General features: G+C 49.8%; 23 protein-coding genes. 12 read left to right on the top strand and 11 right to left on the bottom strand.

Annotated elements, in window-relative coordinates; genetic code table 11:
* The 4 genes from P1P89_04280 to P1P89_04265 form a co-directional block, all read right to left on the bottom strand.
* A partial coding sequence (locus P1P89_04280; protein MDF1590712.1) for a hypothetical protein occupies positions 1–356 on the bottom strand: 356 nt, incomplete at its 3' end.
* A gap of 67 nt (positions 357–423) precedes the next feature.
* Positions 424–2,775, bottom strand: a complete 2,352-nt coding sequence (locus tag P1P89_04275) for a hydrogenase iron-sulfur subunit (protein ID MDF1590711.1) — start codon at positions 2,773–2,775, stop codon at positions 424–426.
* A complete protein-coding gene (locus P1P89_04270; GenBank protein ID MDF1590710.1) occupies positions 2,775–3,101 on the bottom strand; it encodes a 4Fe-4S binding protein in 327 nt (108 codons plus the stop codon). The genes P1P89_04275 and P1P89_04270 overlap by 1 nt, the downstream gene beginning before the upstream one ends.
* Before the next feature lie 19 nt (positions 3,102–3,120).
* Positions 3,121–4,872 (bottom strand): adenylyl-sulfate reductase subunit alpha, encoded by a 1,752-nt coding sequence (locus tag P1P89_04265; GenBank protein ID MDF1590709.1) that lies wholly within the window; start codon positions 4,870–4,872, stop codon positions 3,121–3,123.
* Positions 4,873–5,510: 638 nt separating this feature from the next.
* Between P1P89_04265 and P1P89_04260 the strand changes: the two genes are divergently transcribed.
* The 6 genes from P1P89_04260 to P1P89_04235 all read left to right on the top strand — a co-directional run bounded on the left by P1P89_04260 (position 5,511) and on the right by P1P89_04235 (position 13,338).
* Positions 5,511–6,482, top strand: coding sequence for a tripartite tricarboxylate transporter substrate binding protein (locus P1P89_04260; protein ID MDF1590708.1), 972 nt, complete (start codon positions 5,511–5,513; stop codon positions 6,480–6,482).
* Positions 6,483–6,626: 144 nt separating this feature from the next.
* On the top strand, positions 6,627–7,106 hold the full coding sequence (locus P1P89_04255) for a tripartite tricarboxylate transporter TctB family protein (GenBank protein MDF1590707.1): 480 nt from the start codon (positions 6,627–6,629) through the stop codon (positions 7,104–7,106).
* A gap of 27 nt (positions 7,107–7,133) precedes the next feature.
* Positions 7,134–8,630, top strand: a complete 1,497-nt coding sequence (locus P1P89_04250; protein ID MDF1590706.1) for a tripartite tricarboxylate transporter permease — start codon at positions 7,134–7,136, stop codon at positions 8,628–8,630.
* A gap of 4 nt (positions 8,631–8,634) precedes the next feature.
* Entirely contained in the window at positions 8,635–9,561 is a 927-nt protein-coding gene (locus tag P1P89_04245) for a substrate-binding domain-containing protein (GenBank protein ID MDF1590705.1), read from the top strand.
* A gap of 345 nt (positions 9,562–9,906) precedes the next feature.
* On the top strand, positions 9,907–11,784 hold the full coding sequence (gene aroF / locus P1P89_04240) for a 3-deoxy-7-phosphoheptulonate synthase (GenBank protein MDF1590704.1): 1,878 nt from the start codon (positions 9,907–9,909) through the stop codon (positions 11,782–11,784).
* A 183-nt stretch (positions 11,785–11,967) separates the two neighbouring features.
* Positions 11,968–13,338 carry an NAD(P)/FAD-dependent oxidoreductase gene (locus P1P89_04235; GenBank protein ID MDF1590703.1) on the top strand — a complete coding sequence of 457 codons (1,371 nt, stop codon included), beginning with the start codon at positions 11,968–11,970 and terminating at the stop codon, positions 13,336–13,338.
* A 212-nt stretch (positions 13,339–13,550) separates the two neighbouring features.
* On the opposite strand, the gene P1P89_04230 is transcribed toward P1P89_04235, so the two are convergent.
* Positions 13,551–13,727 (bottom strand): hypothetical protein, encoded by a 177-nt coding sequence (locus P1P89_04230; GenBank protein MDF1590702.1) that lies wholly within the window; start codon positions 13,725–13,727, stop codon positions 13,551–13,553.
* 181 nt (positions 13,728–13,908) lie between these two features.
* On the opposite strand from P1P89_04230, the gene P1P89_04225 reads away from it, so the two are divergent.
* Positions 13,909–14,988, top strand: a complete 1,080-nt coding sequence (locus tag P1P89_04225) for a hypothetical protein (GenBank protein MDF1590701.1) — start codon at positions 13,909–13,911, stop codon at positions 14,986–14,988.
* 125 nt (positions 14,989–15,113) lie between these two features.
* Here the strand turns inward: P1P89_04225 and gtfA are convergent, their stop codons facing one another.
* From gtfA to P1P89_04200, 5 genes are read right to left on the bottom strand one after another with little or no spacing between them, the layout of a single operon-like run.
* Complete coding sequence (gene gtfA, locus P1P89_04220; GenBank protein ID MDF1590700.1) at positions 15,114–15,896, bottom strand: sucrose phosphorylase; 783 nt, start codon at positions 15,894–15,896, stop codon at positions 15,114–15,116.
* Positions 15,897–15,934: 38 nt separating this feature from the next.
* On the bottom strand, positions 15,935–16,561 hold the full coding sequence (locus P1P89_04215; GenBank protein MDF1590699.1) for an alpha-amylase family glycosyl hydrolase: 627 nt from the start codon (positions 16,559–16,561) through the stop codon (positions 15,935–15,937).
* Positions 16,558–18,138 carry an HAD-IIB family hydrolase gene (locus tag P1P89_04210; protein MDF1590698.1) on the bottom strand — a complete coding sequence of 527 codons (1,581 nt, stop codon included), beginning with the start codon at positions 18,136–18,138 and terminating at the stop codon, positions 16,558–16,560. The genes P1P89_04215 and P1P89_04210 overlap by 4 nt, the downstream gene beginning before the upstream one ends.
* Before the next feature lie 56 nt (positions 18,139–18,194).
* Complete coding sequence (locus P1P89_04205) at positions 18,195–18,755, bottom strand: glycosyltransferase (GenBank protein ID MDF1590697.1); 561 nt, start codon at positions 18,753–18,755, stop codon at positions 18,195–18,197.
* Positions 18,745–19,650, bottom strand: coding sequence for a carbohydrate kinase (locus P1P89_04200; GenBank protein MDF1590696.1), 906 nt, complete (start codon positions 19,648–19,650; stop codon positions 18,745–18,747). Before P1P89_04200 ends, P1P89_04205 begins: the two co-directional genes overlap by 11 nt.
* 466 nt (positions 19,651–20,116) lie before the next feature.
* On the opposite strand from P1P89_04200, the gene P1P89_04195 reads away from it, so the two are divergent.
* From P1P89_04195 to P1P89_04175, 5 genes are all read left to right on the top strand, one after another.
* Complete coding sequence (locus P1P89_04195) at positions 20,117–20,650, top strand: MarR family transcriptional regulator (GenBank protein MDF1590695.1); 534 nt, start codon at positions 20,117–20,119, stop codon at positions 20,648–20,650.
* Between the two features lie 4 nt (positions 20,651–20,654).
* Entirely contained in the window at positions 20,655–21,869 is a 1,215-nt protein-coding gene (locus P1P89_04190; protein ID MDF1590694.1) for a glycine betaine/L-proline ABC transporter ATP-binding protein, read from the top strand.
* A 41-nt stretch (positions 21,870–21,910) separates the two neighbouring features.
* Positions 21,911–22,957 carry an ABC transporter substrate-binding protein gene (locus P1P89_04185; GenBank protein MDF1590693.1) on the top strand — a complete coding sequence of 349 codons (1,047 nt, stop codon included), beginning with the start codon at positions 21,911–21,913 and terminating at the stop codon, positions 22,955–22,957.
* 85 nt (positions 22,958–23,042) lie between these two features.
* Complete coding sequence (locus P1P89_04180) at positions 23,043–23,882, top strand: proline/glycine betaine ABC transporter permease (protein MDF1590692.1); 840 nt, start codon at positions 23,043–23,045, stop codon at positions 23,880–23,882.
* A 39-nt stretch (positions 23,883–23,921) separates the two neighbouring features.
* Positions 23,922–25,328, top strand: a complete 1,407-nt coding sequence (locus P1P89_04175) for a flavocytochrome c (protein MDF1590691.1) — start codon at positions 23,922–23,924, stop codon at positions 25,326–25,328.
* 145 nt (positions 25,329–25,473) lie between these two features.
* On the opposite strand, the gene P1P89_04170 is transcribed toward P1P89_04175, so the two are convergent.
* Positions 25,474–26,730 carry an MFS transporter gene (locus P1P89_04170; GenBank protein ID MDF1590690.1) on the bottom strand — a complete coding sequence of 419 codons (1,257 nt, stop codon included), beginning with the start codon at positions 26,728–26,730 and terminating at the stop codon, positions 25,474–25,476.
* Positions 26,731–26,747: the final 17 nt, after the last annotated feature.

Genomic DNA, 26,747 nt, shown 5'->3' with positions numbered 1-26,747 from the left:
AGCGTTGAATAATAATCGCTGAAAAGGGAGACCGATACGATTTTATCGAGGGCATGCATGAAGAGCAGCAGCATGAACCCGCCGTAGATGAGCAGGTGCATCCACCAACGCAGCCGGCTTTCTTTAAGGGTGCGGGTCTGCAGGAAGACGTCTAAAACAAGCACCTTGAGCAGCGTCAGGATCTTTGCGCTGAAAACGGTCCGCAAAATTCCCTTGACGGCCGCCGCCACCCGGGTTCCAGATGAAATTTTTGCGGCTGCCGGAGAGAGGCTGTAACGGAACCAGGTCGACACCTTGAACAGCAGGCCGATAGTAAAGATTGCTGTGGCAATGTATAAACTAGTAGTAAAGAACATAATTGATTTTAACGGTTGATAGATTCAATATTTTTATCCAGTGCCAAACGGGGATGCCTGAATGCGGTTAAATCTTAAAAGGATTGGGACCCATGCCTTTAAGGTCTTTGATATATGTATTCAGAATATCAACATATTTATTCACATCCCTGATTTCAAGACTCACAAAGCGGACCCTTTCAGGCTCGATCATCATCGTTTTCAGTTTCTCACTTAAATCGCCACTGCGCTTCTGGACCAGTTGATTTCCTCTGATAAAGTGGCACTGGTCGTCTTTACAGCCGGCAATCAAGACCCCATCAATTCCTAAAGAGAGTGCATCAGCCAAAAGGGCGTTGTTTACCGATCCGGCACACGGCACCTTAATAACAATGGCATTGGGTGGGACCGCGAGCCCCTGGTCCACTGCCGACCGTGCGGCCTTATGAGCGTCATTCTCACACAACAGCGCCAGGATGACGGGTTCATTTTTGCCCATGAATGAAGTGTTGATTGCTTCAATCTGGACCGCCATCTGTTTGATGGTATTATTGTTGAGAGAGATGACTGCAAGCGGACAAATACCCATACAGTTGCCGCACTGCCGGCAGCGGGCCAGGTCCGGTGTCGGAAATTCTTTTTCATCGAAAACAAAGCTCGAAAAGGGGCACTCCTCCACGCAGCGTTTGCACTGGTCACACTTGGTTTTATTCACCACCGGATAGGTCGGTTCGATCAGGACGGTGCCGCCTAAATATTTCAACGCCTGCATGGCGGATCGATGACTTGAATCGATCGATTGGGAGACATTCATCGGTTCGCGGCAGCTTCCCCCCACATAAATGCCGGTCCGCTGGCTTTCCTCGGGATGACATTGAAGATGTGATTCAAAAAAATGATATTGATTCTGAGGAAGCTTGAGAAGCTGGGCGGTTTCCTGGGTACCGCCCGAAGGGCACATGCCCCCTGCCAAAACCAACAAGTCTAAATTCAGATTAATTTTTTTGTCCAGCAGAGGGTCGAGTACGGTTATATTCAACTTCCCCTGATTTTGATCAATTTCAACCTTTGCCGGTCTGTCGCGAACAAAGGTGACGTCGCCTAATTCCCTGGTTTTGCGATAAAGCTCTTCATCAAAACCGGAAGTGCGAATATGCTGGTAAAAAACATAACATTTTGCGTCCGGAACCAGTTCTTTGAAATAAAGAATTTGTTTTAGCGTTGCCGAGCAACAGACAGAAGAGCAGTAGGGGAGGTGTCGCTCATCCCTGCTTCCCGCGCACTGGATAAATCCGACTTCCTTCAAATCGTTTAAAGATAATTTGGCAGGGTGTCCCTGCTGTCGGCCATGGGCTGAAAGCAGCCCTTCCATTTCCAGGTTGCTGATGATGTTATCAGAGCGACCGTAGCCGTACTCTTCAACATTAGAAAGGGGATAGAGGTCCCAACCGGTCGTAATGAGAACCGCTCCGACCCGAAGCTGTTCTTCGGAAGGTGATTGGTTCAGATCAACGGCCTTTGCAGGACAAATTTTCTCGCACTCCCGACATTCCGGCGGGCAATGTTCCCGCTCTATCACGAAAGCAGATGGAAAGGGCATTGGCATCGGCGAATGAATCGCCTTGATATGATTGGAAACTGGAAAAGCCCCTGGAATTTCTTTGGGGCAAACCGCCAGACATTCTCCACAGGCATTACATTTTGTTTCACTGACAAACCGGGGTTTTTTTTGAACCGTTGCCATGAAATTCCCGGGGCTTCCCGAGAGGGTTTCCACTTTGGACCGAGTGTGAAACTCAACATGATCTGATTCGTTGAGTTTCTGCAGTGTAAATTCCAGTCCACAGTGGGGGTCGCAGATTCGGGGGTAAAACCGGGAAAGCAGCGCGACCTTACCACCCACGCCGCTTTCCTTTTCAACGAGATGCACATGCTTTCCCAGTGTGGCCAGCGATTCGGCCGCGTGAAGCCCTGCCACTCCCGCACCGATGATAAGAATTGAATCTGAAGCGGGAAGCTCCATAGGCTCCAGGGGTTCAAGCAGCCGGGTCCGGGCAAGGGCCATTTGAATGAGCGCGGAGGCCTTGGCCGCCCGGACTTCCGGCGCCGTCTCTTTAAGACAGATCCCTTGTTCTTCCAAATCTGTCCATTCATGCAGATAGGGATTGAGCCCTGTGGCAGACAACTTACCTTTTATATGTTTCATTTGGTAAGGGGTAAATCGACCCACCCACAAGAATCGGTCGACCTGTTTGTTTTCCACACCGTTTTTAAGCGAATCAAAGAAGACGGTCGTCCACAGCGCATCAACAATTTCACAGCGAGCCACGTTTTTAGCCTTTGTGAATTTCTTGACCAAACCGTCAAGGTCGATGGCCTGGGAAAGCCGCCCGCCTTGATCCCATATGAATATTCCGATTTTGGGTACTATTTTATCCATTATTCCGGTTCTACTCTGTTTTTATAGCGAAAGCGTTCTACTTTTCCGTTAATGTCCACACACGTCCAGGTAATGTTGTCCGTTCCCATCATCGGGATAAGCTTGGCGCCATGGTAACCCAGCTGGTAAGGGATTCGGGTTTCAATGGCTCCCACCGGACAAACTTTCGTACAAGACATGCAGTCCCAGCAATCACGAGGCTGCCGGCAATAGGCTTTCTTGTTTTCGCCAAGGGTCATGAGATCTCCCGGGCAGATTTGTTCACAGAGTGTTTCTTCTTCAGCTTTACAGCCGTCACATTTTTCTTTGTCAACTCTCGGTGGCATATTGATTTCCTCCTTAAAATTATGCTTTGAACCGATCCCCGGGAACGATTTGTTCATAGGGTCGGGTGAACGTTTCTATTTCGCCTGTTTCAATATTCCGTTTGCTTTCCACGAAACAATCGAATTTTGGATCCATATCCGGGTAATCCGAGCGGGTCTGCCAGCCCTTCCAGCGGGTTTCTTTGCGAAACTTCAGGTGATGCGTTAGGACTTCTGCCACATCCAGCCGGTCTACCACTTCGTGGGCGCTCATGAGATCGTGAAGGTCTTTGGCATAAAGGAACTTCACCTGTTCCTGGAGCATCTTCAGGTGTTTAAGGGCGTAATCCAGCCGTTCTTCATTGGTCCGGTAGAACTGAGAGGTTCCGCCGGCATATTCATCCATCAGCCGCTGCATGCGCTCTTCCATCTCAAGGGGGGCGACGCCGTCAAATTCGGCACCCCGTAAAAGCGGAGCAAAGACCCGTTCCTTCTCCTGTTCCACCTGCTGTGAATTCAGTTCGGGCAGAGAAACCGAGCCTAAATATTCCACAGCGCCGCGGGCCGCTAGTTTGCCTTCGGCTGCACAGCCACCCACGAACTTATTGGGGTTGCCGCCGGCTGATTCGCCGGCGCCAAAAAGGCCGGGAATGGTGGTCATTCGGTTGATTTCCACCCAGTAGCCGCTGCCGGTATGGCCCCCCACAACATACGGGTCACTGCCATAGATTTCAATCGGGTCCTTGGTGATGTCCTGGCCCCGGCTGGCTAGAAAAAGAACAAACGATGGCCTCTCGTTCAGATAATCTGTTTTGAGGTCTCTAACGTCCTCCGCCGTCAAGTGCGTGGTATCCGCATAGGTCGGTCCCCTGCCGGCCAACCATTCCTCCATGGGGGCGTTGGCGCGAATGTAACGCGGCGCTTTGTCCCCGCCCATATGCGCATAGTGCTTTTCTAAAATCTTCTCGCCCTTGGCGTTGATGATATTGGATTTATAACCCACTGAAATCGTATCCACCGGTCCGCAGTGATCTTTGGTCCGGGTGGCCACCCATCGCTGTTCAAAAGAGGTCATCTCGGCGCCTTTGCGAATCCCAATGGCATATCCGGATCCAACGTTAAATGGGCACATCCAGGTTTGATGGTGGGAGTTGGTGGCGTCGCTGGTATAAGACTTATACAGACCGCAAGCCCCGCCGGTTGAAACAACGGTGGCTTTGGCGCGAAACACATAAAACTTGCCATCCTTGACGCCGAATCCCATGGCGCCGACGCATTTGTCGCCGTCCATCAGCAAGTTGGTGGCAGCCACACGATTGTAAACTTCCGCACCGACCTCCATGGCCTTTTCCGCCATGATGGGTTTGAGCTGCTCGCCGTGGATGGAAATGTCCCAGCCCCCGCGATACTGGGGCGTGCCTTCATCATCCCGGATGATGGGAAGACCCCAGGAGGCAAGATCCTCTACAGCCCCGTTTAAAATTTTTGCATTACTCAGGGCCAAATCCTCCCGAAGCGGTCCTCCACCGACCTGTGAACGACTCCACCGAACCAGGTCTTCCGGGGTTTTGCCGGGGGGGATATAGGTGTTGATGGCGTCCATACCGGCGGCGGTTGCGCCGCTTCTGCTGATATGAGCTTTTTCCATGATGGCGACCTTGAGCTCAGGGTTGAGCTTCTTGGCTTCAATTGCGGCAAAACAGCCGGCATTGCCGCCGCCGACAATTAGTAAATCCGTTTCAATGACCTCCGTTGGGATTTCATTGATGTCTGCTGGTTGTTCTTTAGACATGTTTTACTCCTTTCAATGAAAATAAATGTTCCTCCAAATCTATATTTCTGGATATCCTTACTAAACGTAATAAATAAAACAAATCTATCGGATGGACGATAATGACGAAGATTTTTAATAAGTAGAAGCTGTCATGACTCGTTCAATTTGCCGGGGATAAACGATTAAGAACATCGAGTTCCTTTGGCCGGCCTCAATGTGATGCCTATTATCTAAACTGCAGCAGTGGTCTTTTCCTTGACTCACAAGCCGAAACTTTGTATGGCTCGGCCTAAAAAAAGCAAGTTCTTATCCCTTCACCGGAAAAATCTCTTTCAAGAGATGCCGTTGGACTATTTCGAGCTTCTGCACCGTTTTTCCAGAGCTTCTTTTATCTACACGGAAAAAATAATCGCTGTTTATCGTCTGCACGATATTCGGGTGACTTTTAAAGAAATATAGTTAAAATTCCGGAAAAATATGAAAACGGCAATCTCGGGAATTTAACCATGACCAGTGTAATGACCCATATAAAAAGGAGGATATTTATGAGCGACTATCAAAATCTGAAAAACGTGAAGCCTACGTTCGCCAATAACAGGGAAAATCGTTTTCGTGTTGTTGCGCGTACAAAAAATTCAACCAAAAGGAGAAAGAGCATGCGTTCCACCTTCATGACCTTGTTTTTGTATGCAGCCCTTGCCGGCCTTTGCGTTATCCAGCCCGTTTTTGCGGCTGACTACCCGGATCGACCGATAAAAATGCTTACCATGGTAAAGCCCGGCGCCCAGATTGATTTGTTGACACGAAAGCTGGCTGATGCCATGAGTGCTGAACTGGGTCAACCCGTACTGGTGATCAACACGCCCGGGGGGTCCCATGGGAGCGTAATGGCCATGGACCTGAAAAACGCTAAACCCGATGGATATACCCTGGGTGTGGGTGCTACGGCCGCGTACACCTATTCACCCCATTTCGTCAAAACAAGCTACAAGTTTGATGATTTTCAATTCATTTCCATGCTGGGGCTCAATCAGAGCGGTTTTGTGTGCACACCCGATCGTGGCTGGAAGGGCTTAAAAGACGCCTTTGCGTGGGCGAAGAAGGAAAACAAAGGGGGCCTGATCTATATGTTTCAGGGGTCTGACGACCGTGATGTGATGAAGCGCATCGCCGCCAGTGAGGGGGTCAAGCTGGCCCTTATGCCGAGCCAGGGCGGACCATCGATCATATCAGCCGTTATGGGTGGTCATGCCAACATAGGACACCTGGGCGCCATTTTGTTTGGGTACGTGCCGGAAAAATTGACGCTGCTGGCAGCATCAACACCCACACGGCTTAAAGACCCCAAAGGTCGTAAAGAACTTCAAGATGTCCCCACCGTTAAGGAACAGGGTTGGGACGAATCCGTGGAAATGTTTGTAGTGCTGACTGCGCCAAAAGGCCTGCCCGGTGACATAGCGGACAAACTGGAAGAGATCCTGATGAAACTCTCAACGGATAAAGCGTTTCGTGAATTTGTTGCCATAAAGCTGAAAATGGGGCCAGTGGACTATGGCAAGGATGCCGCAAAGACGTATATGAAGAGTGCCTATGATAAATTTGGGCGCCAGGCAAAAGCAGGGAAGTAAAATTAACAGCACCGGACCCACCGAAACGGTCGTTAGAGATCCCGATTCGGGATCTCTATAACGGCCCTAAAGCGTCGGTACCAAAAAAGAATCTGCACTGGCAGATTGCTGCTATGATAAACAATGAATTCGAGTGAGGATGGTATGACGAGAAAGAAAAGAGAAAATCTCGTCTCTGCAGGTGTCGCGTTGGGGAGTTTGGTTTTTTTACTATGGGTCATTCCCACCTTTACACCCCCATATCCGGGTTATGGTGTCTCTTCTGCGCTTCTGCCCCATGTGGCTTTCGGGAGCATATTGGCCCTTTCATTGTTGTCGCTGGGGCTTAATTTTTTTTCTCATTTTAAATCTAAACCAACAAAGTCCAAAGCGGGTCAATCAGGGGATATTCCCCTGGCAGAAAGGGTGTATTTGTGGCGTCTTGTCTGTTTCATGATCCCCTGCATCCTGTTGATGCCCGCCATGAATTGGATCGGTTTTATCCCGGCCGGGCTCGTGTTTATGTTGTTGATCCAATACCTTTGCGGTCAGCGCCGGCCAGTTACCATGGCGATAGTAGCTGCTGTTACGGTGGGTTTTATGTGTGCGGTCATGCGATATGGACTCGGTATCCCCATGCCGTAAACCGGAGCGTATCCGATAGGAGCAGGTGTGTTTGAACTAATTATTGCAGGATTCATAGATTCACTGCACCCCTTAAACTTGCTGTTTGTGCTGGTGGGGGTCACGGCGGGCATGATCGCAGGGGCGATTCCGGGCATTAACGGGCCCATGGCCATTGCCCTGTGCATACCGCTATCGTACTACATGTCCCCCGTGTCGGCCATCGGCTTTCTGGTGGGCCTCAATAAGGGGGCTTTTTATGGGGGCGCCATCTCCGGCGTACTGCTCAATACACCGGGCACACCCGAAGCTGCGGCAACCTCGTGGGACGGCTACCCGCTGGCGTTACAAGGTAAGGGCGAAAAAGCCTTGCGCATGGCACTCTATGGGTCGGTTTCCGGGGATTTTTTTGCGACCTGGGTACTGATTTTAGTGGCCGCACCTCTCGCGACGGTGGCCCTGTACATGGGACCGCCGGAAATTTTTGCCTTGATCTGCATGGCCATGACCATCATTGCCGGGTTGGGAACGAAATCGCTTGCACGGGGCCTTATCGCCGCTGCACTCGGCATCTTTGTAGGCACCATCGGCATGGAACCGGTGTCCGCACTGCCGCGTTTGACCTTTGGGCTTTATAAATTGGAAAGGGGCATCGCACTGATTCCTATCGGTATCGGGATGCTGGCTTTCGCTGAAATCATCATCCAATTGGAGAGTCATTACAATAATAATATCGACGGTTCCGAAGCCACCTGCACGTTCTCCGACAAACCGGAAGACCGCTTCCTTTCCTGGCCCGAGTATCGCCGTAATATCAAAACACTCCTGCGTTCAGCCATAGCGGGTACCGCGGTTGGCGCCATGCCCGGTCTGGGCGCGCCGGTGGCCTCCTTTTTCGCTTACGACCAGGCAAAGAAAAGATCAAAACATCCTGAAAAATTTGGTATGGGCGCCCTTGAGGGCATTGCCGCTTCGGAATCGGCCAACAGTGCGGTCTGTGCGTCCAGCCTGATTCCATTGTTCACCCTGGGGATTCCGGGCAATGTGGCCGCGGCCCTGCTCATCGGCGCGTTCATCATACACGGCATGATCCCCGGGCCTTTGATGTTTGAACAGAATGCGCAATTCATCTACTCCATATACGGCAGTCTAATCATTGCCAATATCTTTTTGCTGATTGTCGGGCGTCTGGGATTAAGGGCCTCTTGTAAGGCGGTACAAACACCCCGGCCGATCCTCTATCCCATAATCATCTTCACCTGCATCATGGGCTCCTATCTGGGGGCGTATAATGTTTTTGATGTCATGCTCATGCTGTTTTTTGCATTTCTTGCATATTTCATGAGAAAGTATGATTATTCCCACATCTGTTTTATTATCGGTTTTATTCTGACGCCGATTTGGGAGACTGCGCTTCAGCAGGTCATTATTGCATCGGAGCTTGATACGTTTATGTTCTTCAAGCGTCCAGTGGCAATGATCTTAATGTGTGTTACGGGTTATATCGTTTTCAAGACAGCTAAAACTTCGATGAAAAAAAAATAACGGTATGATACAGCAGACTGACAACCCTGAGAAAGAACCAGCCTATCTTGACTGGCCAGAGGAGAATACTGGCGAAAATAGACAATGTTTCCACTGGAATCAACCGGGTTCAAACATCTGCCTGGACTTTCATGGGGACCCAGCGAATGCGGAACTGGTGGTACTTTCTGACGGAAATCACCACATGGCGCTTAGGGAATGCCTGGATCTTTTTTTACAGCAGCATAAAGAGTTGTCCGGAATATTCTATGCTACAACCCCGCCAGGCCCTATTGTGAACCTGCTGAAGGCTGGTGCTCTTCAAATGGGCAATCTGATCATCCGCGTATCTCCCCATGTCTTTATCAGCCCGCCGAAGGTGCTCGACAATCTGGTTGCTGAAGGTTATATGCAGACCCACAAGCCGTTTATGCGAAATCGCGGCAGTGTCTTATTGGTCAAAAAAGGAAATCCGAAAAATATTTCAGGAGTTGCGGATCTGGCACAACAAAATCTGCGCCTGTTTTTATCAAACCCGGAAACTGAAACGGTGAGCTACAGGGGATATGTGGATACCTTAAAAGGAATGGCTGCCGGAGAAGGGATTGAGTTGTCATTTTTGACTGATGCGGCCGGAACAGGGATCGTTTACGGCGAACGGATTCATCACCGGGAGGTACCCCAGGCCCTGGCTGATGATCGCGCCGATGTTGCGATCGTTTATTATCATCTGGCATTACGGTATATCCGGATTTTCCCGGCGCTGTTTGAGATGATTCCTCTGGGCGGTACGACGTTGGATCCTCAACCGGCCCCAGAAAATATTATCAGCCTGACGCACGCCGGCATCGTTGGCGACGGCGGCAGGTGGGGGGGCGATTTTTTGCAGTTTTTATCATCCAAGACAGTCAGTGATATTTATGCGTATCATGGATTGCTGCGAGCGGAGTAATATTCTTTTGCGGTAATCTCTGGTGCGGTGGAAATTGAATTAAAACAGTCCTTGACAAAAGCTGAAAGGCCCATTATAAATCGCCTCAACAAGAGGTTAGATACCATGTTAAACAACCCCACCGGACATACTTTTTTTATTTTCAGACGCTTCTTTTTTAGCTTTAGAAGCGTCCATCCGGTTGTTTAGCCTTTAAATAATAGCACAAACTCCCCGGGTGGACCCAGCAACGGTCTGCCCGGGGTTTTTTTCAGCCCCGGGAGAATTCTCCCGGGGTTTTTTATTTGCCCATGGGGTCATAGACCATAACGCGCTTGTGAGTCAATTTCATTAGGAGGAATTAAAATGCTGCTGGTGTTAAAAAAGGAAATTACGGAAAAAGAAAAAAGTATCATTCACTCAACGCTTTCCGGGCAAGGATGCATCGTTCGGGAAATTGCCGGCGCCGGCCAGAATGTTATCGGGGCGGTAGGAGGTAAAAACAAGGACGTTCAAATTTTTGAAAAACTGCCGGGGATTGAAAAAGTCATTCCCATTTCAACCGCGTTTAAACTGGTCAGCCGCCAGATGCATCCCGAAGACACCCATGTACAGGTCGGCGATGTGACCATCGGCGGGGAACGGATTGCCGTGGCGGCCGGGCCCTGCGCCATCGAAAACAGAGAGCAGGCCCTGGCGATTGCCCATGAGGTCAAAAAATATGGCGCGGTCCTATTCCGGGGCGGCGCTTTTAAACCCAGATCTTCCCCCTATTCTTTTCAGGGCATGGGCGAAGAAGGGCTGAAAATTCTGGCGGAGGTGCGGGATGCGACCGGTCTGCGGGTGGCCAGTGAAATGACTTCCCCCGCCCAGGGGGAACTCATGCTAAAATATGTTGACATCGTGCAAATCGGTGCGCGCAACATGCAGAATTTCGAGCTTTTAAAATGTGTGGGGCAGATGAACAAGCCGGTTATCTTAAAGCGCGGGTTGTCGTCAACCATTGAAGAGTGGCTGATGTCGGCCGAATATATTCTTTCCGAGGGGAATGGCCAGGTGATTCTATGCGAAAGAGGCATCCGCACGTTTGAACCCTATACCCGCAACACCCTGGATCTATCCGCCATTCCGGTTTTAAAGGCGTTGACCCATCTGCCGGTCATGATCGATCCGAGCCATGCCACCGGCATCCGCGAAAAGGTCAGCCCCATGGCCCGGGCGGCAGTTGCCGCAGGCGCGGACGCCCTGATTATCGAGGTGCACAATGAACCGGACAAGGCCCTTTCCGACGGCGCCCAGAGTCTTTATCCGAAACAGTTTGGACAACTGATGCGCGATATCTATGTGATTGCGCCGGTGGTGGGCAAGCAGCTGGATTTCGGCTATCTGGAAAAGGCGACGGTCGTCAGTCTTTTGCAGCAAAATATCGGAAAAAGCAAACCTTCGGCCGCTTTTCTGGGCGAACCCGGGACCTACAGCCACAGGGCCTGCAACCAGTATTTCGGCTCAAAGGTTGCCGCCGTATCCAAACCGACCTTTCGGTCCATTTTTGAGGCTGTCAAAACCAATGAAGTCAATTTCGGAGTGGTGCCCCTGGAAAACTCCCTGTCCGGAAGCATTCATGCCAACTATGACCTTCTACTCGAATATGATTTGAGAATCATCGGGGAATTAACCCTGCGCATTATTCACCATCTCATCGCGCATCCGGGGACCCAACTTAGAGACATTAAACGGGTTTTGTCGCCGGCTCAGGCGTTTCAACAGTGTGGCCGGTTTCTGGAATCCCACGGCAGATGGGAGCTGGTGCCGGTCAAAGATACCGCCAGCGCGGTTAAGACGATCAGCAAAGTGCACACCCCCGGCGATGCCGCCATCGGCAGTAAAGAGGCCGCCGAGATATACGGAATGACGGTCGTTGAGGAAGGGATTGAAACCGACCCCCGCAACTATACCCGCTTTGTAATCGTCGGGACCCAGGCCCTTAAAAAAGGGGACTGTGGGAAATCAGCGCTTATTTTTTCCACCGATCACCATCCGGGATCGCTGTTTGAGGTAATGAAGATTTTTGCGGAAAACAACATCAACCTGGTAAAACTGGAATCGCGGCCCATTCACGGCAAGCCATGGGAGTATATGTTTTATGCCGATGTGGAAGCGGATGTGGAGGCGGAAACATTTAAACCGATTTTAAACCGGTTGATTGAAAGGACCGATTTTTTGAAAATTTTAGGAAGTTATTGACCGCCGGCAACTCCGGAATTTCAAATCAGACTGTTTTGTGGTATAGAAAATAGGCCGTACCTTATGCCCGGTTGCGGTTGATCTTTTTGATGCGGCCAACCGGCTGGTCGCTGTGGCCCAGGTTGGCTATATACTACTCGAAGGCTGAACCAGGCATGAAACTTGATGGGAAAAGGGGTGAACATGCGTGAATTTGATGCTTTGATCGTCGGTTCGGGAACCGCCGGACAAACCGCCGCATATGACCTGCAGGAAAAGGGGCTGAAGGTGGCTGTGGTTGAAAAAAGTGATCGGCCGGGAGGAACCTGTGCCTTGGCCGGCTGCCAACCCAAAAAATGGTTTTATGAGGTTACGGAAACCGTTGCCAGGTCAAAACATTTAACCGGGAAAGGCGTTGCCAAGGCTGCCAGGGGGGTCTGGACGACCATTCAAAAACAAAAAAGCGGTTTTACTTCCCGCATCCCCTCGGGAACCGTGAAAGGTCTTGAGTCGGCCGGCATTGCTTACGTTAAGGGGAATGCCAGATTTATTGATACCGGTACGCTGGCGGTGGACGGAAAATCCTTAAAAGCCGGCCATATCATTCTGGCCACCGGCGCCCGGCCGATGGAATTGCCCATTGAAGGAAACGAATACCTTGCGACCAGTGATGATTTTCTTGGATTAAAAAAACTGCCCAGACGGATCGTTTTCGTCGGGGGTGGATTTGTCGCTTTTGAATTTGCCCATTTCGCAGCCCGGCTGGGTTTGTCGAACGTTCGTATCGATATTCTGGAAGTCACTGACCGGCCGCTGGGTCCCTTTGACCCGGAAATGGTTGATTTGCTAATGGCGGCCTCACGGGAAGAAGGCATCCGGGTCCATACCGGCATCCAGATTACATCCATTCAAAAAAAGGCCGGTGAAACCATCATCCGGACCGATCCGCGGCGTATCTTTAAGGCCGACCTTGTTGTTCACGGTGCGGGAAGAATTCCGAATGTGGAGTTCCTTGACCTTGAGGCGGGTAAGATTCAGTATTCCAAAAAAGGAGTCACAGTTGATAAGGGGATGAAAACTTCCAATCCGCGCGTTTACGCCGTCGGTGATTGTGCTGCAACGATTCAGCTGGCCCGGGTGGCGGATTACGAGGCCCATGTGGCGGCAAAAAACATTTTAGCTGAACATGGCCTTTCCAAAAGCGCCCGTATCGATTATGGGGCCGTACCTGCGGTTCTCTTTACCTACCCCCAGTACGGCATGGTGGGAAAAACAGAAGCGGCTTTAAAACAGGAAGGAAACGATTACCGCAGGAGCTTTGAAAAAAACCTGGGATGGCCCACTTATAAACGAATCGGCTTAAAACATGCAGCCTATAAGATTCTCGTCGGAGAGGAAAATCGGATACTGGGCGCCCATTTTCTTTCAGATAATACCGGCGGCCTGGTCCATACCCTCAAGCTGGCGATGGTCAACGGCATTCCTGCTGATGAACTATACCGTCAATGCATCATGAGCCCATATCCCACGCGTGAAAGCGACCTGATCTATATGCTGGAGCCGTTCCTTTCATAGCAGGCCGTTGCAAAGCTGCGGCTGCGGTCGCCATTCGGCGTTGGGCGACTCTCGCTAATGCTCATCCCGCTTTGGCGGGACTGCGCGTGTCGAATCGTCGCGCGCCTCGCCTGGCGACCTGATTCTTGTTTTTCAACAGCCTGCCAGCGCCCCTTTTTCAGCCCATCAAACTGAATCAAAGGAAAATATCTGATCCCGATCCCTGAGAACTTTTAGTCTTGATTCTGCTTCCTCAGGAAAATATCCAAAGCTTCGATGACCACCGCTGAAATGGTTGACCCGTTTTTCGAAGAAAACGCCTCAATTCGCTCGGCCAGCCGACAGGGGATGTTTATTTTAAGCTCCTGAGTCAGGTCTGTACATTGTTCTTTGAAATTTTTACTGGTCATACTACACGTCGCCTCTTGAGGTTGAAAATTCCACCCGGGAACATTCTGAAAAGGAGGTTTGCGGCCGGGTCTGTCTTTTAAATTAAAAAATTTTGATTTATCCGCAAGATCAGTATAAAATACATGAAACAATCGATAAAAGTCAAAGGGCACCCTTTTAACGCTATAAAGGAATTAAGAAATGGAACGACAACTGGTTGAATTTGTTGACGGCATCAAATCAAACAAACAGGTCAATTCCTTTGATGAAGCCGCGACCAAACAGGCGATCGTATTAAGAGTGTTGTTTTTGCTGGGCTGGGATATTTTCAATGTTGATGAAGTAAATCCCAATCTTGGGAATGAATCGCAGCAGGCAGACTATGCCTTAAGCATAAAAAACACCCGCAAGGTACTCATAAAAGTCGTTAAACCCAAGGAAACCCTGGATAAACACCAGGAAAAGGTTTTTGAATATGCTTCCAAAAAAGGGGTTGAACTTGCAATTTTGACCAATGGCGTCATCTGGTGGTTTTATCTTTCATCCAATAAGGGCAATGCGCTTCAAAACCGGTTTGTCGTATTGGATTTTTCAAAGCAAAAGACCAATGATATTGAAGAGCAGTTGACGGCCTTTTTGAAAAGGGATGAGGTTTCAAAAGGGGCTGCCCTAAAAAGAGCGGCGGATATACTAAAAAATATACTACAGCAGGCCGCCCGGAAAGCAATCCCGGAGGCCTGGTCCAAGATATTGTCTGAACCCCATGACATGCTGATCAAACTGATAGGTGAAACCGCTGAAAAAATGAGTGGCGTTCCGGCGGAAAAGAATGCGATCGTCAATTTTTTAAGCGAATATTTAAAGCAGCCGCAAAAGACCGAAGCGCCGGCGCCGCAGCCGGAAGAAAAGGCAGCGTCCAGAATGGAAAAGGCTGTGTTTATACCTGAAAAAGAGGTGCAAAAATCTTATGACGGGCAATCCATCACCTCTTTTTCGTTGAAAGGGAAGATATGCAAAGTCAAATCCTGGGAGGAACTGCTGGTTAAATTGTGCGAAGTTTTAAGGACGGAGCATCATCAGGATATCGACAGCCTTCAATGGCATTCGGTGGGTAAAAAATATTATTTCAATGCCAATTCAAACGAACTGCGCTTTCCGGCAGGCATTGCCGGAACAGACCTTTTTGTTGAAACCTATTTAAACCCGAATGAGGCGGTTAGGGTTGCGCTTTCGATTTTGTCGGAATTTGGATTTGCCGGGAGTGACCTGAAAATATCTTAACGACAATATTTTATAAAGACACAACATTCCCAAATCCTGCAACAATAGTGTAAACTAAACGAGAGGGCTGACGACAATGAAACCGTTGCTTAAATCCAATGGATGCCCCTACAGGAGATGATTGATCAAACCCTAAATTCATCACTGTGACCGGCCGCCGCATCATGGTACTGAATTCTGGTTTGATAGTTGGCCAAATCGATTATAGCCGTCGCTTGATAACCCTCCATCGTCCAGGAGAGCACAAGTTCACTTTCATCTGAATCGTGGATCCTGAATTCTCCGTTGAAGGCCGGAAAGGTGTTGCGGAATTCCATTAATTTTAATAACCGCTTGACCGCCGGTTTTTCCGTGGCCGTCTGAATTTCATCAAGATCATAGTTATGTCGGTTGATATTTCTGCCCGATTGCGTTTTCTCAACCATCTCAATGTCATTTTCTCCCGCCAGCAAGCCGACATAGTAAACCTGCGGAATACCCGGCGCAAAAAACTGGATGGTACGCGCCGTCAAATAGGAATCGTCATTTGATTCCAGGGCTGAGTAGTAAGTACAGTTGACCTGATAGATGTCCAAATTTTGATATTCCGGTCCGGAATATATCCGTTTGACATTGGAGCCTTTTTGATAGAGCCCTTCAATGGTGCGGTCGATATCTTCAGGGGCCAGAAGATCCCGAACATCGACGACACCGATACCATCGTGGGTATCAAGAGCCGTTATCTGTTTGTGAGGGCAGATCCGCAGCCACTCGACGAGTTTTTTGTTGGTATGATGATAGAGAGCATTGAGAACCAGCAGGGGCAGCGCAAAATCATAGGACCAGTACCCTTTTTCCGCCAACTTGAACTGATAGCTGTAATGCTCGTGCACCTCGGGCAATACGTCGGTATCAAACGTTCTCGTCAGATCGCTTAACCAATCCAGTAATTCCCAGATTTGCGGTTCTAGAAAAAACAGTTGGTTCCAACTTTGAAGGTGGTGTAAGCAATGGCGTCTAATCGGATTAATTTGGCGCTGCTGCGGGCCAACCGAATCAGGAACTTGCGCATGACTTCCCGGGTGACGGCAGAAGTGTAATCCAGATCAATTTGTTCATAGTCAAAGGTACACCAAATTTTTTCTTTGGAGCCGTCGGAACGTTCTATCACCGTATAGGGATGGCGGGGCTTGCGGGTATATACTTTGGCCAGATCGGCATCGCTGATTTCGCCGTTGGGACTGATTTTTCTGAAGCTTAAAAACATGTCGGCATACGGGGACACAGCGCCGTTTTCGATATAGTCCTGAAAGAACAAGGATTGACGGGAAATATGATTGACCATGAAATCAATGACCATGTCAAAATCGCGACCGATTTTATCGACATCTTCCCAACTTCCGAAAGCGGGATCAACCTCGTCATAAGTCAACGGTGCGAATCCCCGGTCCGCCGAAGACGGATAGAAAGGTAAAAGGTGTACCCCTCCGACTGCTTTGCGGAGATATTTTCGCAGGACATAATGAAGTTCAGGCAGATTATGCCCCAGACTGTCCGGATAGGTGATGAGCTGAATTTTATTTTGCAGTGTCATGATGATGCATCGGCCTTTGCGGTTTGAATGAACTGATAATGGTCAATGGCTTCAAGAATACCACCGGCATAGGGCGCTTTGGCAAAAAAGATATGTTTTTGTCCTTTCAATTTTTCCAGTTCGGGGCTGTAATTGCCAACCACAACGGCCCGGGGCTCGCCGCGCAGCATCTCCTCGTCGTTGCCGGAATCGCCGCAGACCAGAAAGTTGGAGAGCGGAATTCCCCATTTGTAACTCAAATAGCGAAGTGCCTTTCCTTTGGATGCCCGAAAGGGGAGAATGTCCAGATGTTTCTGATGGGAATAGACCAGATTGTAGCGGCATTTATGTTTGAGCAGCCGAGCGTGTATCATTGCCAAATGATCCTTGTCGGGCGCCATATCATAGCTGATTTTAAATTTCCGCTGGGTTGCTTCCAACTGGTATTCTAAAAAATCAAATTGTTCTAACAGTGTGACGATTTTATCGCGATTCCAACGGCTGGAAATATGGGTCTTCCACCCTTGACTGTAGTGCCTGTCCGGGCCGTAGTAAATTTCGCTTCCCACCGACGATATGATGATATCCGGGGAAGGGATCCCATGCCCCTGTAAAACGGTAACGGCGGAATCCACCGTGCGACCGGTAGCGACGCCGAAACCGACAAACACTTTACAGTCGGTCAATAGATGAATCAGCTCCAACAGGTCTTCATTCCTGCCGCCGATCAGGGTGTTGTCGATATCACAGACAACAAAATAATTTATCTTTATCAATCTGTTGCCGATAGAATTGGATGGAACTGCCGCAGCCAAATCGGCGGCATCTGACTTTTCCAGCAGACGCTTGATTTCAGCGATATACTTTCGGGCATGACTTTGCCAAGTATAGTGTTTACGGGTATTCATGACACCATTTTTTGAAAATTTGTCCCACTGGTGGTTGTGGGCGATGATCCCGCTAACGGCACAGGCAATTTCTTCGGATTGGGTTGGATCCACCAGGATTCCGCTGCGGCAGTTATGAATGATATCTCTGGGGCCGCCATCATTGGTGGCGACAACCGGCAGCCCGGAAGCGGAAGCCTCCAGCAGGGTGATACCAAATGGTTCCGTTAGGGCCGAGTTTACAAAAACACCTTTTTTCTCAGCGGCGATACGATAGATCTCCGGGACTTCGTGTTCAAAATCGTGCTGTTTGGGGATAGCCATTTTCCCGTACAGGTTGTATTTGTCCATCAACAGCAGCATCTGGGTCAGCACGTCTCGCTCATTTTCTTCCATCAGGCGGATATCTTTGCGTATGCCGGCAAAAATCGCCAGATTGGCCATGGCCTGTAAGTTTGAATTTTCGCCATAGGCCCGAATAAGCCCGTCAATATTTTTGCGCTTGTCGGGCCGGCATAGCGCTAAAATCAAAGGCTTGTCCGGGTGCAGAAAAAAACGGTTGAGTTCCTGCATCAGCGACGCTTTGGCATACATGGCCGATTCCGGGCGCTCGGCTTCGGGCAACATATCGTGATAGAAAGGGTAAAACTTGTCAACATCAATGCCCGGCGGAATTGCGCGAAATTCGGGCAGGTCATCATGCGGATACATACCGTATTGATCCTGAATCTCCTGGTTCGTACTGGTCACAATCAGGTCGGCACATTTTAGGATTTCCTCTTCCACTTGAATACGGTGATCGATGCGATATTTTTTTTGACTTCTTCTTCACCGAGCCCTTCGTTCATCAGCTTTTGCTTCTTGATTCTTCCCAGCGAATGGCCGGTAAAAACAAAAGGAATGCCGAATATACGCGATAGCTGCATGGCTACATATCCGCCGTCGGCATAGTGACCATGCACCACATGGGAGATGTCACCTTCACGCTTGATAAATTTAATGGTTTTATCGATAAATTCTTCCAGGTGGGGCCACAGCAGCTCTTTGCGGATGTATTTACGTCCGCCGCACTGGATACGGACGATTCGAAATTTTTCATTCACGGATTCGATCGGTTTGGCATAATCGTCGGATACGGCTTTATCAGATATCAGACGGGTAAAAAGATCAACACGCCGGATTCCTTTCGCCTGGCTGAGAACATTGCCGAGCTCGATTACGTATTTCACCTGCCCGCCGGTGTCGGCATCCCGGCCAAGTTCCATGTTTTCAGAACGCACCAAGCCGTGGATGCTAAACATTTGGATATAAATTCCTTCAGCTTTCATCCAAATCGCCTCTCTTTTTTAAAATACGATTGTAGACATCTTTGCCGTCAGGGAGTGCCCCTTTGATTGAGCAAATATGGGCGGCAAAACAATTGGCCAGTGACAAGATTTTTTCAACCGGCCATTTCTGCAGATAACCCAGGGCAACGATGGCGGCATAGGCATCGCCTGCGCCAACCGTATCGACAATATCTATGGGTCCGGTTGGTTTAATGCGGCGATGTTTCTTATCCGTAAACCATTCACTGCCGTTCTCGCCGGCCGTCAACACGATGGATTCTATTGCAAACTCCCGAAACAGCCTGTCGATGAGGTTCCGGGTGCCTGTTTTTTCTCTCAGCATCCAGCTTAAAAACGATAGCTCCTCATGATTAAGTTTGAGGATGTCCGTCCTTTCCAAAGAGGCAGCGATGATTTTCTCGCTATAGCAGCCCGGCCTTAAATTGATGTCATATAACGTTCGGGTGGCGGTTTTTTTTTGAGACAGCATCTGCTGAATTGTTTGAAACCCATTTCCAGTCCGCTGCATCAGAGTGCCGAAATAAATTAACGCCGGCGGATGCTCCAGCAGCTTTTTGACGGATTCGTCACATTGAATGTAATCGTAGGCCGCGTTGGGCCGAATATTAAATTCAGGAGTTCCGTCTGGATTTAACTTGACATGTACAGTGCCGGTTTCATGATCGGGATCCACTTGAATATCATCCCCATTGAATCCGTGTTTATCGATAAAATCTATAATTTTTTGGCCTGGTTCATCCCGGCCGACACGTGAAATAAAACGCGTATCCATTCCCAGATTTTTCAAATGATAAGCAAAATTAAACGGAGCGCCGCCCAGACGGCGGTATTCCGGAAAGATATCAAAAAGTATTTCTCCTATGACGAGTACCATGAAATATCTTAAACCTATTGCGGTCGAGACCGGTTTTTCAGATTAAAAGATTTTGAAGAATACACCGTACCAATCCTTTAATTATGAGGTTTTTTGGGTTGAAGGCTGTGCAATCGCTTATAAAATAATAGGTTATATGAGCGTGAATGTCAAACTGCCATATCCGCTCAGAGTTGACCGCCATACGAACCGTATTTGCCATAATCTAACAAAACAACAATCCGTAATTATTAAGAACACAATATGTTTTTTGAGAATTAATTGGGTTAAGGCGTTGATAATTATTTTTAACTGTGATATCGATATTTACAAATTAATTTGTAAATACAAGTAATTATATAATATTAAATTCATCAGATTTTCAAATACTTACTTTGAGTTATAAAAATTTTGGTGTAAATATTTATTTGACCAAAAAGCTTTTTAGCGCATCAATTGGCGGCTTAAAAATATCGGGTGTATTCTCATGACAAATAATTCCCAAACCACGTCTGTGTGCGATCATGTCTTGATCGCCATACGGCGTATTATCCAGTCAATCGACCTGCACTCCAAAAGTCTGGTCAAACAGTTTGGTCTTACCGGTCCCCAGTTGATCATTCTGAAAGAAATCTCACAATCCAGTGAAATAACGGCCAGCGATCTTTCACGGGCCATTAGCCTCAGCCAGGCGACGGTAACCGGTATTATAGATCGACTGGAAAAAAAGGGTTTGATCTCCAGAAGACAAAGTGCTCGCGACCGGCGCCGTACGCTGATCGAAACCACTTCGTCCGGAGATTTTCTGCTGGAAACCGCACCGCCGCTGATGCAAGAATCGTTTATCCAGCAGTTCAGTGAAATGCAAAGCTGGGAGCAGCATATGATTCTCAGCTCCTTGAATCGGCTGGTGGACATGATGGGTGCCAAACAAATTTTGGCGGCACCGATGCTGACGACAGGTCCCATCGAGCCGGCGCAGTCTTCAACCCATAATTCATTCACCAAATCGCAGCGTTGAGGCAATGAAAAAAATCGTCATACAAAATCTATTCAAAATCTTCGGTTCCCATCCTGAAAAGGCAATGCGTCTGGTCGAGCAGGGGCTCAGCAAACAAGAAATCATGGAAAAAACCCGCCACGGAGTGGGTTTGGTCGATGTGTCTTTTGACGTCAGCGAAGGAGAGATCCTCGTTGTCATGGGGCTTTCGGGCAGCGGCAAATCAACGCTGGTGCGATGCATCAATCGGTTGATCGAACCCACCGCCGGCAAGGTCACTGTCGATGGGCAGGACGTTATCGGTCTGTCCGAAAAAGAGCTGCGCGAGTTTCGTCAGAAACACTTCGGTATGGTCTTTCAGAACTTTGCTCTTTTCCCTCATCGGACTGTGCTTCGCAACGTAGAATACGGCCTCGAAATCCAGAAAGTCGAATCAGCCAAAAGAAAAGATTCTGCCATGAAAGCCTTGGAACAGGTGGGGCTCAAGGGATGGGAAGACGCATTTCCGGACCAACTCAGCGGCGGCATGCAGCAACGTGTCGGACTCGCGCGGGCATTGGCCTTGGATGCCGACATCATGTTGATGGATGAAGCCTTTAGTGCTCTGGACCCACTGATCCGCCGAGAAATGCAGGACGAGCTCATCAAGCTGCAGGATAAAATGCGGAAGACAATCGTTTTTATCAGTCATGACTTAGACGAAGCCATAAAAATTGGCGACCGAATCGTACTGATGAAAGACGGGGGAATCGTGCAGACTGGAACCGCTGAGCAGATTTTGACCAATCCGGCCAACGAATATGTGGCCAAGTTTGTCGAAGACGTGGACATGAGCAAGATCATCACTGCCGAAAAAATCATAAAAAAATCCGAGGCCATTGCCTATTATGGGACAGACGGCCCTCATTCAGCCATGCGAAAAATGAAAAAAGCCGGCATATCCAAAATTTTTGTTCGTAAAGACCGCCAACTGGCCGGTATTGTTACCGCCACGGATGCTGCTGAAGCCATCCGGCGCGGCGATAAAACACTGGATCGCATTCTGATCCGGGATATTCAGCGGGTGTCTCCGGACACACCGGCCATTGACCTGTTTCCGCTTTTGACAGACAATATCTACCCCATTGCAGTCGTTGACGAAACCAATAACTTACAGGGCGTTATCATCAAAGGATTCCTGTTGGCGGCGCTGGCGGAATGCACATCGGGAAGCGCAAAGCAAAACGGCGAGACTGCTTGATGGTCATCGGTCTGTTATAAAATATTAAAAAGGAGGTTAAAATGAAAGGTTTGAGAACTCGAAGCTTACGCCGATGGGTCCTGCTGGCAGGACTTGTGTTTGCGACGGTGCTGATTGGCAGTACGACAGTGGCGGCAGCAAAACAGGCCATTGTTTTTGCCGATTTTGGATGGGACAGCGCCCAGGTCCATAATCGTATCGCGGGCTTTATAATTGAGCACGGATTGGGATATGAGGTTAGATATACCGCCGGTGAAACAATCATGCTCAACACAGCGCTGATTGCGGCAAAAGGCAGCGAAGCCCCTAATGTCAATATGGAGACCTGGACGGAAAACTGGCAGGAACTTTACAATGAGGGGCTGGCCAAGGGCAGGGACCCGAACACGAAAGAAGGCTTTATTCAATTAGGGGCTAACTTTCCCAACAGTGTTCAGGGTTGGTATGTGCCCACCTACATGGTCAAGGGAGATCCCAAACGGGGAATCAAGGCAACGGCTCCCGGCTTGAAATCGGTGTTTGACATGCCCAAATACTGGGAACTGTTCAAGGACCCGGAAGATCCCCAAAAGGGCCGCTTTTACAGCTGCATCCCCGGCTGGTCCTGTAAAATCATCAATGACAAAAAGTTCAAGGCCTACGGTGTCGACAAGTATTACAACATCATGGAACCCGGTTCCGGGGCCGCCCTGGCCGCCAGCATGGAGGCTGCCTACAAGCGCGGCAAACCCTGGATCGGCTATTATTGGGCCCCGACATGGGTCCTGGGAAAACTGGACATGACCCAACTGGAAGAGCCGCCCTTTGATGATGCGACCTTCAAATCCACTGCAAAATGCGCATACCCGGCGGTCAAATGCGATATTATTGTTCACAAGAAACTTCCAGAATGGGCACCGGATGTGGCGGCATTTTTAAAAAAATATGAAACGACGCTCGATATCAACAACAAATTTCTGGCATACATGCAAGATAGCAAGGGCAAACCCGCGGACGGTGCCATGTGGTTTCTAAAAACCTATGAGAGCCTGTGGACGCAATGGGTTTCTGCCGAGACGGCCGCAAAGGTAAAGGCCGCCATGAAATAGAGATGGTGGATAACAGCCGGCTGGGTCGAATTGCCCGACCTGTTCGACGTCGGCGGACCATTCTCAACATTAAGGGACAAATTACATGGAGTTTCCCGATAACATAAATATCCCTCTGGATGTATGGACTGAAAGGGCCATGGACTGGCTCCTCAATAATTTTGGCGGCTTTTTCGATGCCCTCGGCACGGCCATTTTACAGTTCATGCTGGTGGTGGAAAAATTCTTTATATGGTTGCCGTGGCCGGTCCTGGTGATCGGCACCGGCCTGTTGGCATGGCGCCTGATGGGAAGATGGTGGTCCGGTTTAATTATGGCCGCGATGCTGTTTTTCATGGGTACCCTGGGCTATTGGGAATTATCCATGCGCACACTGGCGCTGGTCACTTCGTCCGTGATCATTTCTCTGGCCATAGGGATTCCCTTGGGCATTGTCATGGCGTCCAGCGATACATTTGAATCAGCTATCAAGCCACTGCTGGACGGCATGCAAACCATGCCGAGTTTCGTTTACCTGATTCCGGCACTGATGCTCTTCGGCCTGGGCAAGGTGCCCGCCTTGTTTGCCACCATAGTTTACGCCGTTCCGCCGGTCATTCGACTGACCAATGTCGGTATCCGGGAAGTGTCGCCCAGCGTGGTGGAGGCCGCCCATGCTTTTGGATCCAGTTACTGGCAGATACTGTTTAAAGTACAGCTCCCTCTGGCGCGACCGACCATCATGGTCGGTGTGAATCAAACCACCATGATGGCCCTGGCCATGGTTGTTATTGCCTCGATGATCGGCGCCAAGGGGCTCGGCTTCGAAGTCCTGCTGGCTATTAACCGGATCGAAATCGGCCGCGGATTTGAAGCCGGCCTGTGCATCGTATTCATGGCCATCGTTATCGATCGGATCACCTACGCCATGGCCACCCGCAAGTAGAACCGGATTAGATTTTCGTTTCGTTAAGGATTGGACAGTATGCCAGCCTGGGATGAAACAACGGATATAATCATCATCGGCAGCGGTGCTGCCGGCCTGTCTGCCGCCATCGAAGCCGGCCGAGCTGGGGCAAGCGTCCTGGTGCTCGAGCAGATGAAGGTGACCGGCGGCAACACCCGGATCAGCGACGGCGGTTTGGCCGCGCCGGGAAACCCTTTGCAGAAACAACAAGGCATCAAGGACTCAGCGGAACTGCTTTATCAGGACATGCTCGCTGCCGGCATGGGGCTCAATAATCCCCACCTTGCCCGCATCGTGGCCGAAAAGGCCGGAGAAGCCGTAAACTGGACAATCAACGATCTGGGGGTCAGGTATCAGGATCGCCTGGACCGTTTCGGGGGTCACTCGGTTGCCCGCTGCCTCACGACGCGCAGCCACTCCGGCGCGGATATCATCAGAGCGCAACGGGCCCGGTTGGACGCATTGGGTGTCGACATACGCACCCGCTGCCGGCTGGTCCGCCTGATCACCGACAAAGGCGGTGCGGTCTCCGGCGTACGGATTCGATCCGGCGGCAGGTTCGGCGCGAAAGACAGTGGCATTGTTAAACATATCCGCGCCAGACGCGCCGTTATTTTGGCCACAGGCGGCTTCGGCAATGACGTTTCTTTCCGCACCCGCCAGAATCCCGCTTTGGATGAATCCATCGGTACCACCAACCATCGGGGCGCCACGGCGGAAGGATTAATTGCAGCCTTAAAAATAAACGCCGCAGCGGTCCATCTGTCCTGGATACAACTGGGGCCTTGGGGGTGTGCCGACGAAACCGGCTATGGACGCGGGGCCAGTTTTGCATCCTACAGCGTGTATCCGGCCGGTATCCTGATCGACCCGGCCACCGGCGGTCGGATCGTCAATGAGTGGGCGGATCGCAGGCGGCGGTGCGACGCCATGTTCAAGGCCGGTCATGTCTGTGTGGGGATCGTGGATGCCAGCGGAGCCGCACGGGCATCCGATAGCCTGGCACGCGCCCTGAAGCGGGGGGTTGTGAAAGGGTTTGAGAATATGCTTGACCTCGCATCGGCCTATCAAATGCCGGTCCGGCAGCTGAAAGCAACGATGGAGCGTTACAATCGAATGGTTGCCGAAGGAAAGCAGGACGAATTCGGCAAACCTCTGGGCCAAGGGGCCCAATTGATTGTCACGCCCCCCTTTTATGCCATCCGGCTGTGGCCCAAGGTCCATTACACCCCCGGCGGTCTGCAGATCAATTCAAATGCGCAGGTCCTCGACCTCGATGGCCGCCCCATTGCGGGCCTTTTTGCCGCCGGCGAGGTTTGCGGGGGTATACACGGTGCCAGCCGCCTGGGCAGTTGCGCCCTTCCCGAATGCATCGTGTTCGGCCGCATTGCCGGTCGGCAAGCGGCGGCTGCATCTAGACGATGAATCCATTTTAAAACCGCTCGACTGAAAGCTTCACGATTTTCAATTCACTACTGTTGGATTTTTCCAGAACCGACCCGGATGTGTCTTTCATCCGAAAAATACCGATAAAAAGTAAACGCTTCATGAGTATAGACAAATAAAAACATTAAAAGGCCCCATCGGTCCTGTCGACTGCCGTTCGAGGATCCAGTTGCGACGCGACCGGAGATGAATTTTTCATGGGAGCAAACTTGACCTGTGCACTTACGGGAAGGACTTTAATCTTCTCCATGTGGACCAAATAAAAACTGAACAATGCAAACAATCCGGCAGTTAATGAAAAAAACACAAACAATCCGTAAGGGCTATTCAGCAGGGTCATCATGCCGGAAGCGATAATGGGTCCCAGGCTGGCGCCGATACCGTAACTCAGCAGCAGGGCTGAACTGACCGGAACAATATCCGTTGTCTCAAATAAATCATGCGTTCTGGCTACGGAGACGGGATAGATCGTAAAAATGAGCCCCCCGTAAAGCACCATAAGAAAAAGGAATAAGGCGTAATGTATTTCAGGCAGCATAATGATGCCCATACCGCCGAGTGCGGCAAGCACGCTTAATAAAGACAAAACAACCGCCCGATTAAACCGATCTGAAATGATGCCTATCGGCCATTGGAACAGAAGGCTGCCGAATATAGTCACTGCCATAAACCCGGCCGTTCGGGAAACCGTTAATCCGATTTGATTGCCAAAGACCGGTCCCATCGCGTAAAAAGCACCGTTAATCAAGCCGGCGCTCAGACATCCCAGCATGCCCAGCGGCGCTTTTTTCAGCAGCACAAAGAGGTTAAATCTTGTTACGTCAGGAATTTTTGGAGAGATCGTCCGTGTAACGGCTATCGGCACCAGACAGATGGAGAAAAAGATACCGACAACAAAAAACGGCGCTTGACTATGGACATCGCTCACAATTGGAAATAACTGTCCGAGAGCCACTCCCAGACAAAGCGTCAACATATACATTGCAAAAACACGCCCTCGAAATTGAGGCTCCGTACACTCATTCAGCCAGCTTTCGATGACCATGTAAAGCCCCATTGTCGTGATACCGGTCAATAACCTCAAAAGCCACCAGAACCATGGATCGGCATAGAGTCCATGAAGCAAGACAGTTGTTGTGGCGATAGCGGCAAATGCCGCAAACGAACGGATATGCCCTACCCCTTGAATCAGTCGCTGGCAGAAAAAAGAACCCAGGACCATTCCTAAAAAATAGGCAGCCATAATCCATCCGGTTAACAACGCCGAAAAGCCCTGAAGCGTCATGCGCAAACTTAGAAAAAACCCAAGAAAACCAGTCCCCAAAAGAAGTGTAAACACTGAGATATATAGCGCACTGAAAGATATCAAGGTAGAGATCATAATATTCAACCGTTCAG

It is taken from the genome of Desulfobacterales bacterium (genome assembly GCA_029211065.1).
GTDB lineage: Bacteria > Desulfobacterota > Desulfobacteria > Desulfobacterales > JARGFK01 > JARGFK01.
The sequence above is the reverse complement of the archived record's forward strand: the minus strand, read 5'-3'. Positions and strand labels throughout refer to the sequence as shown.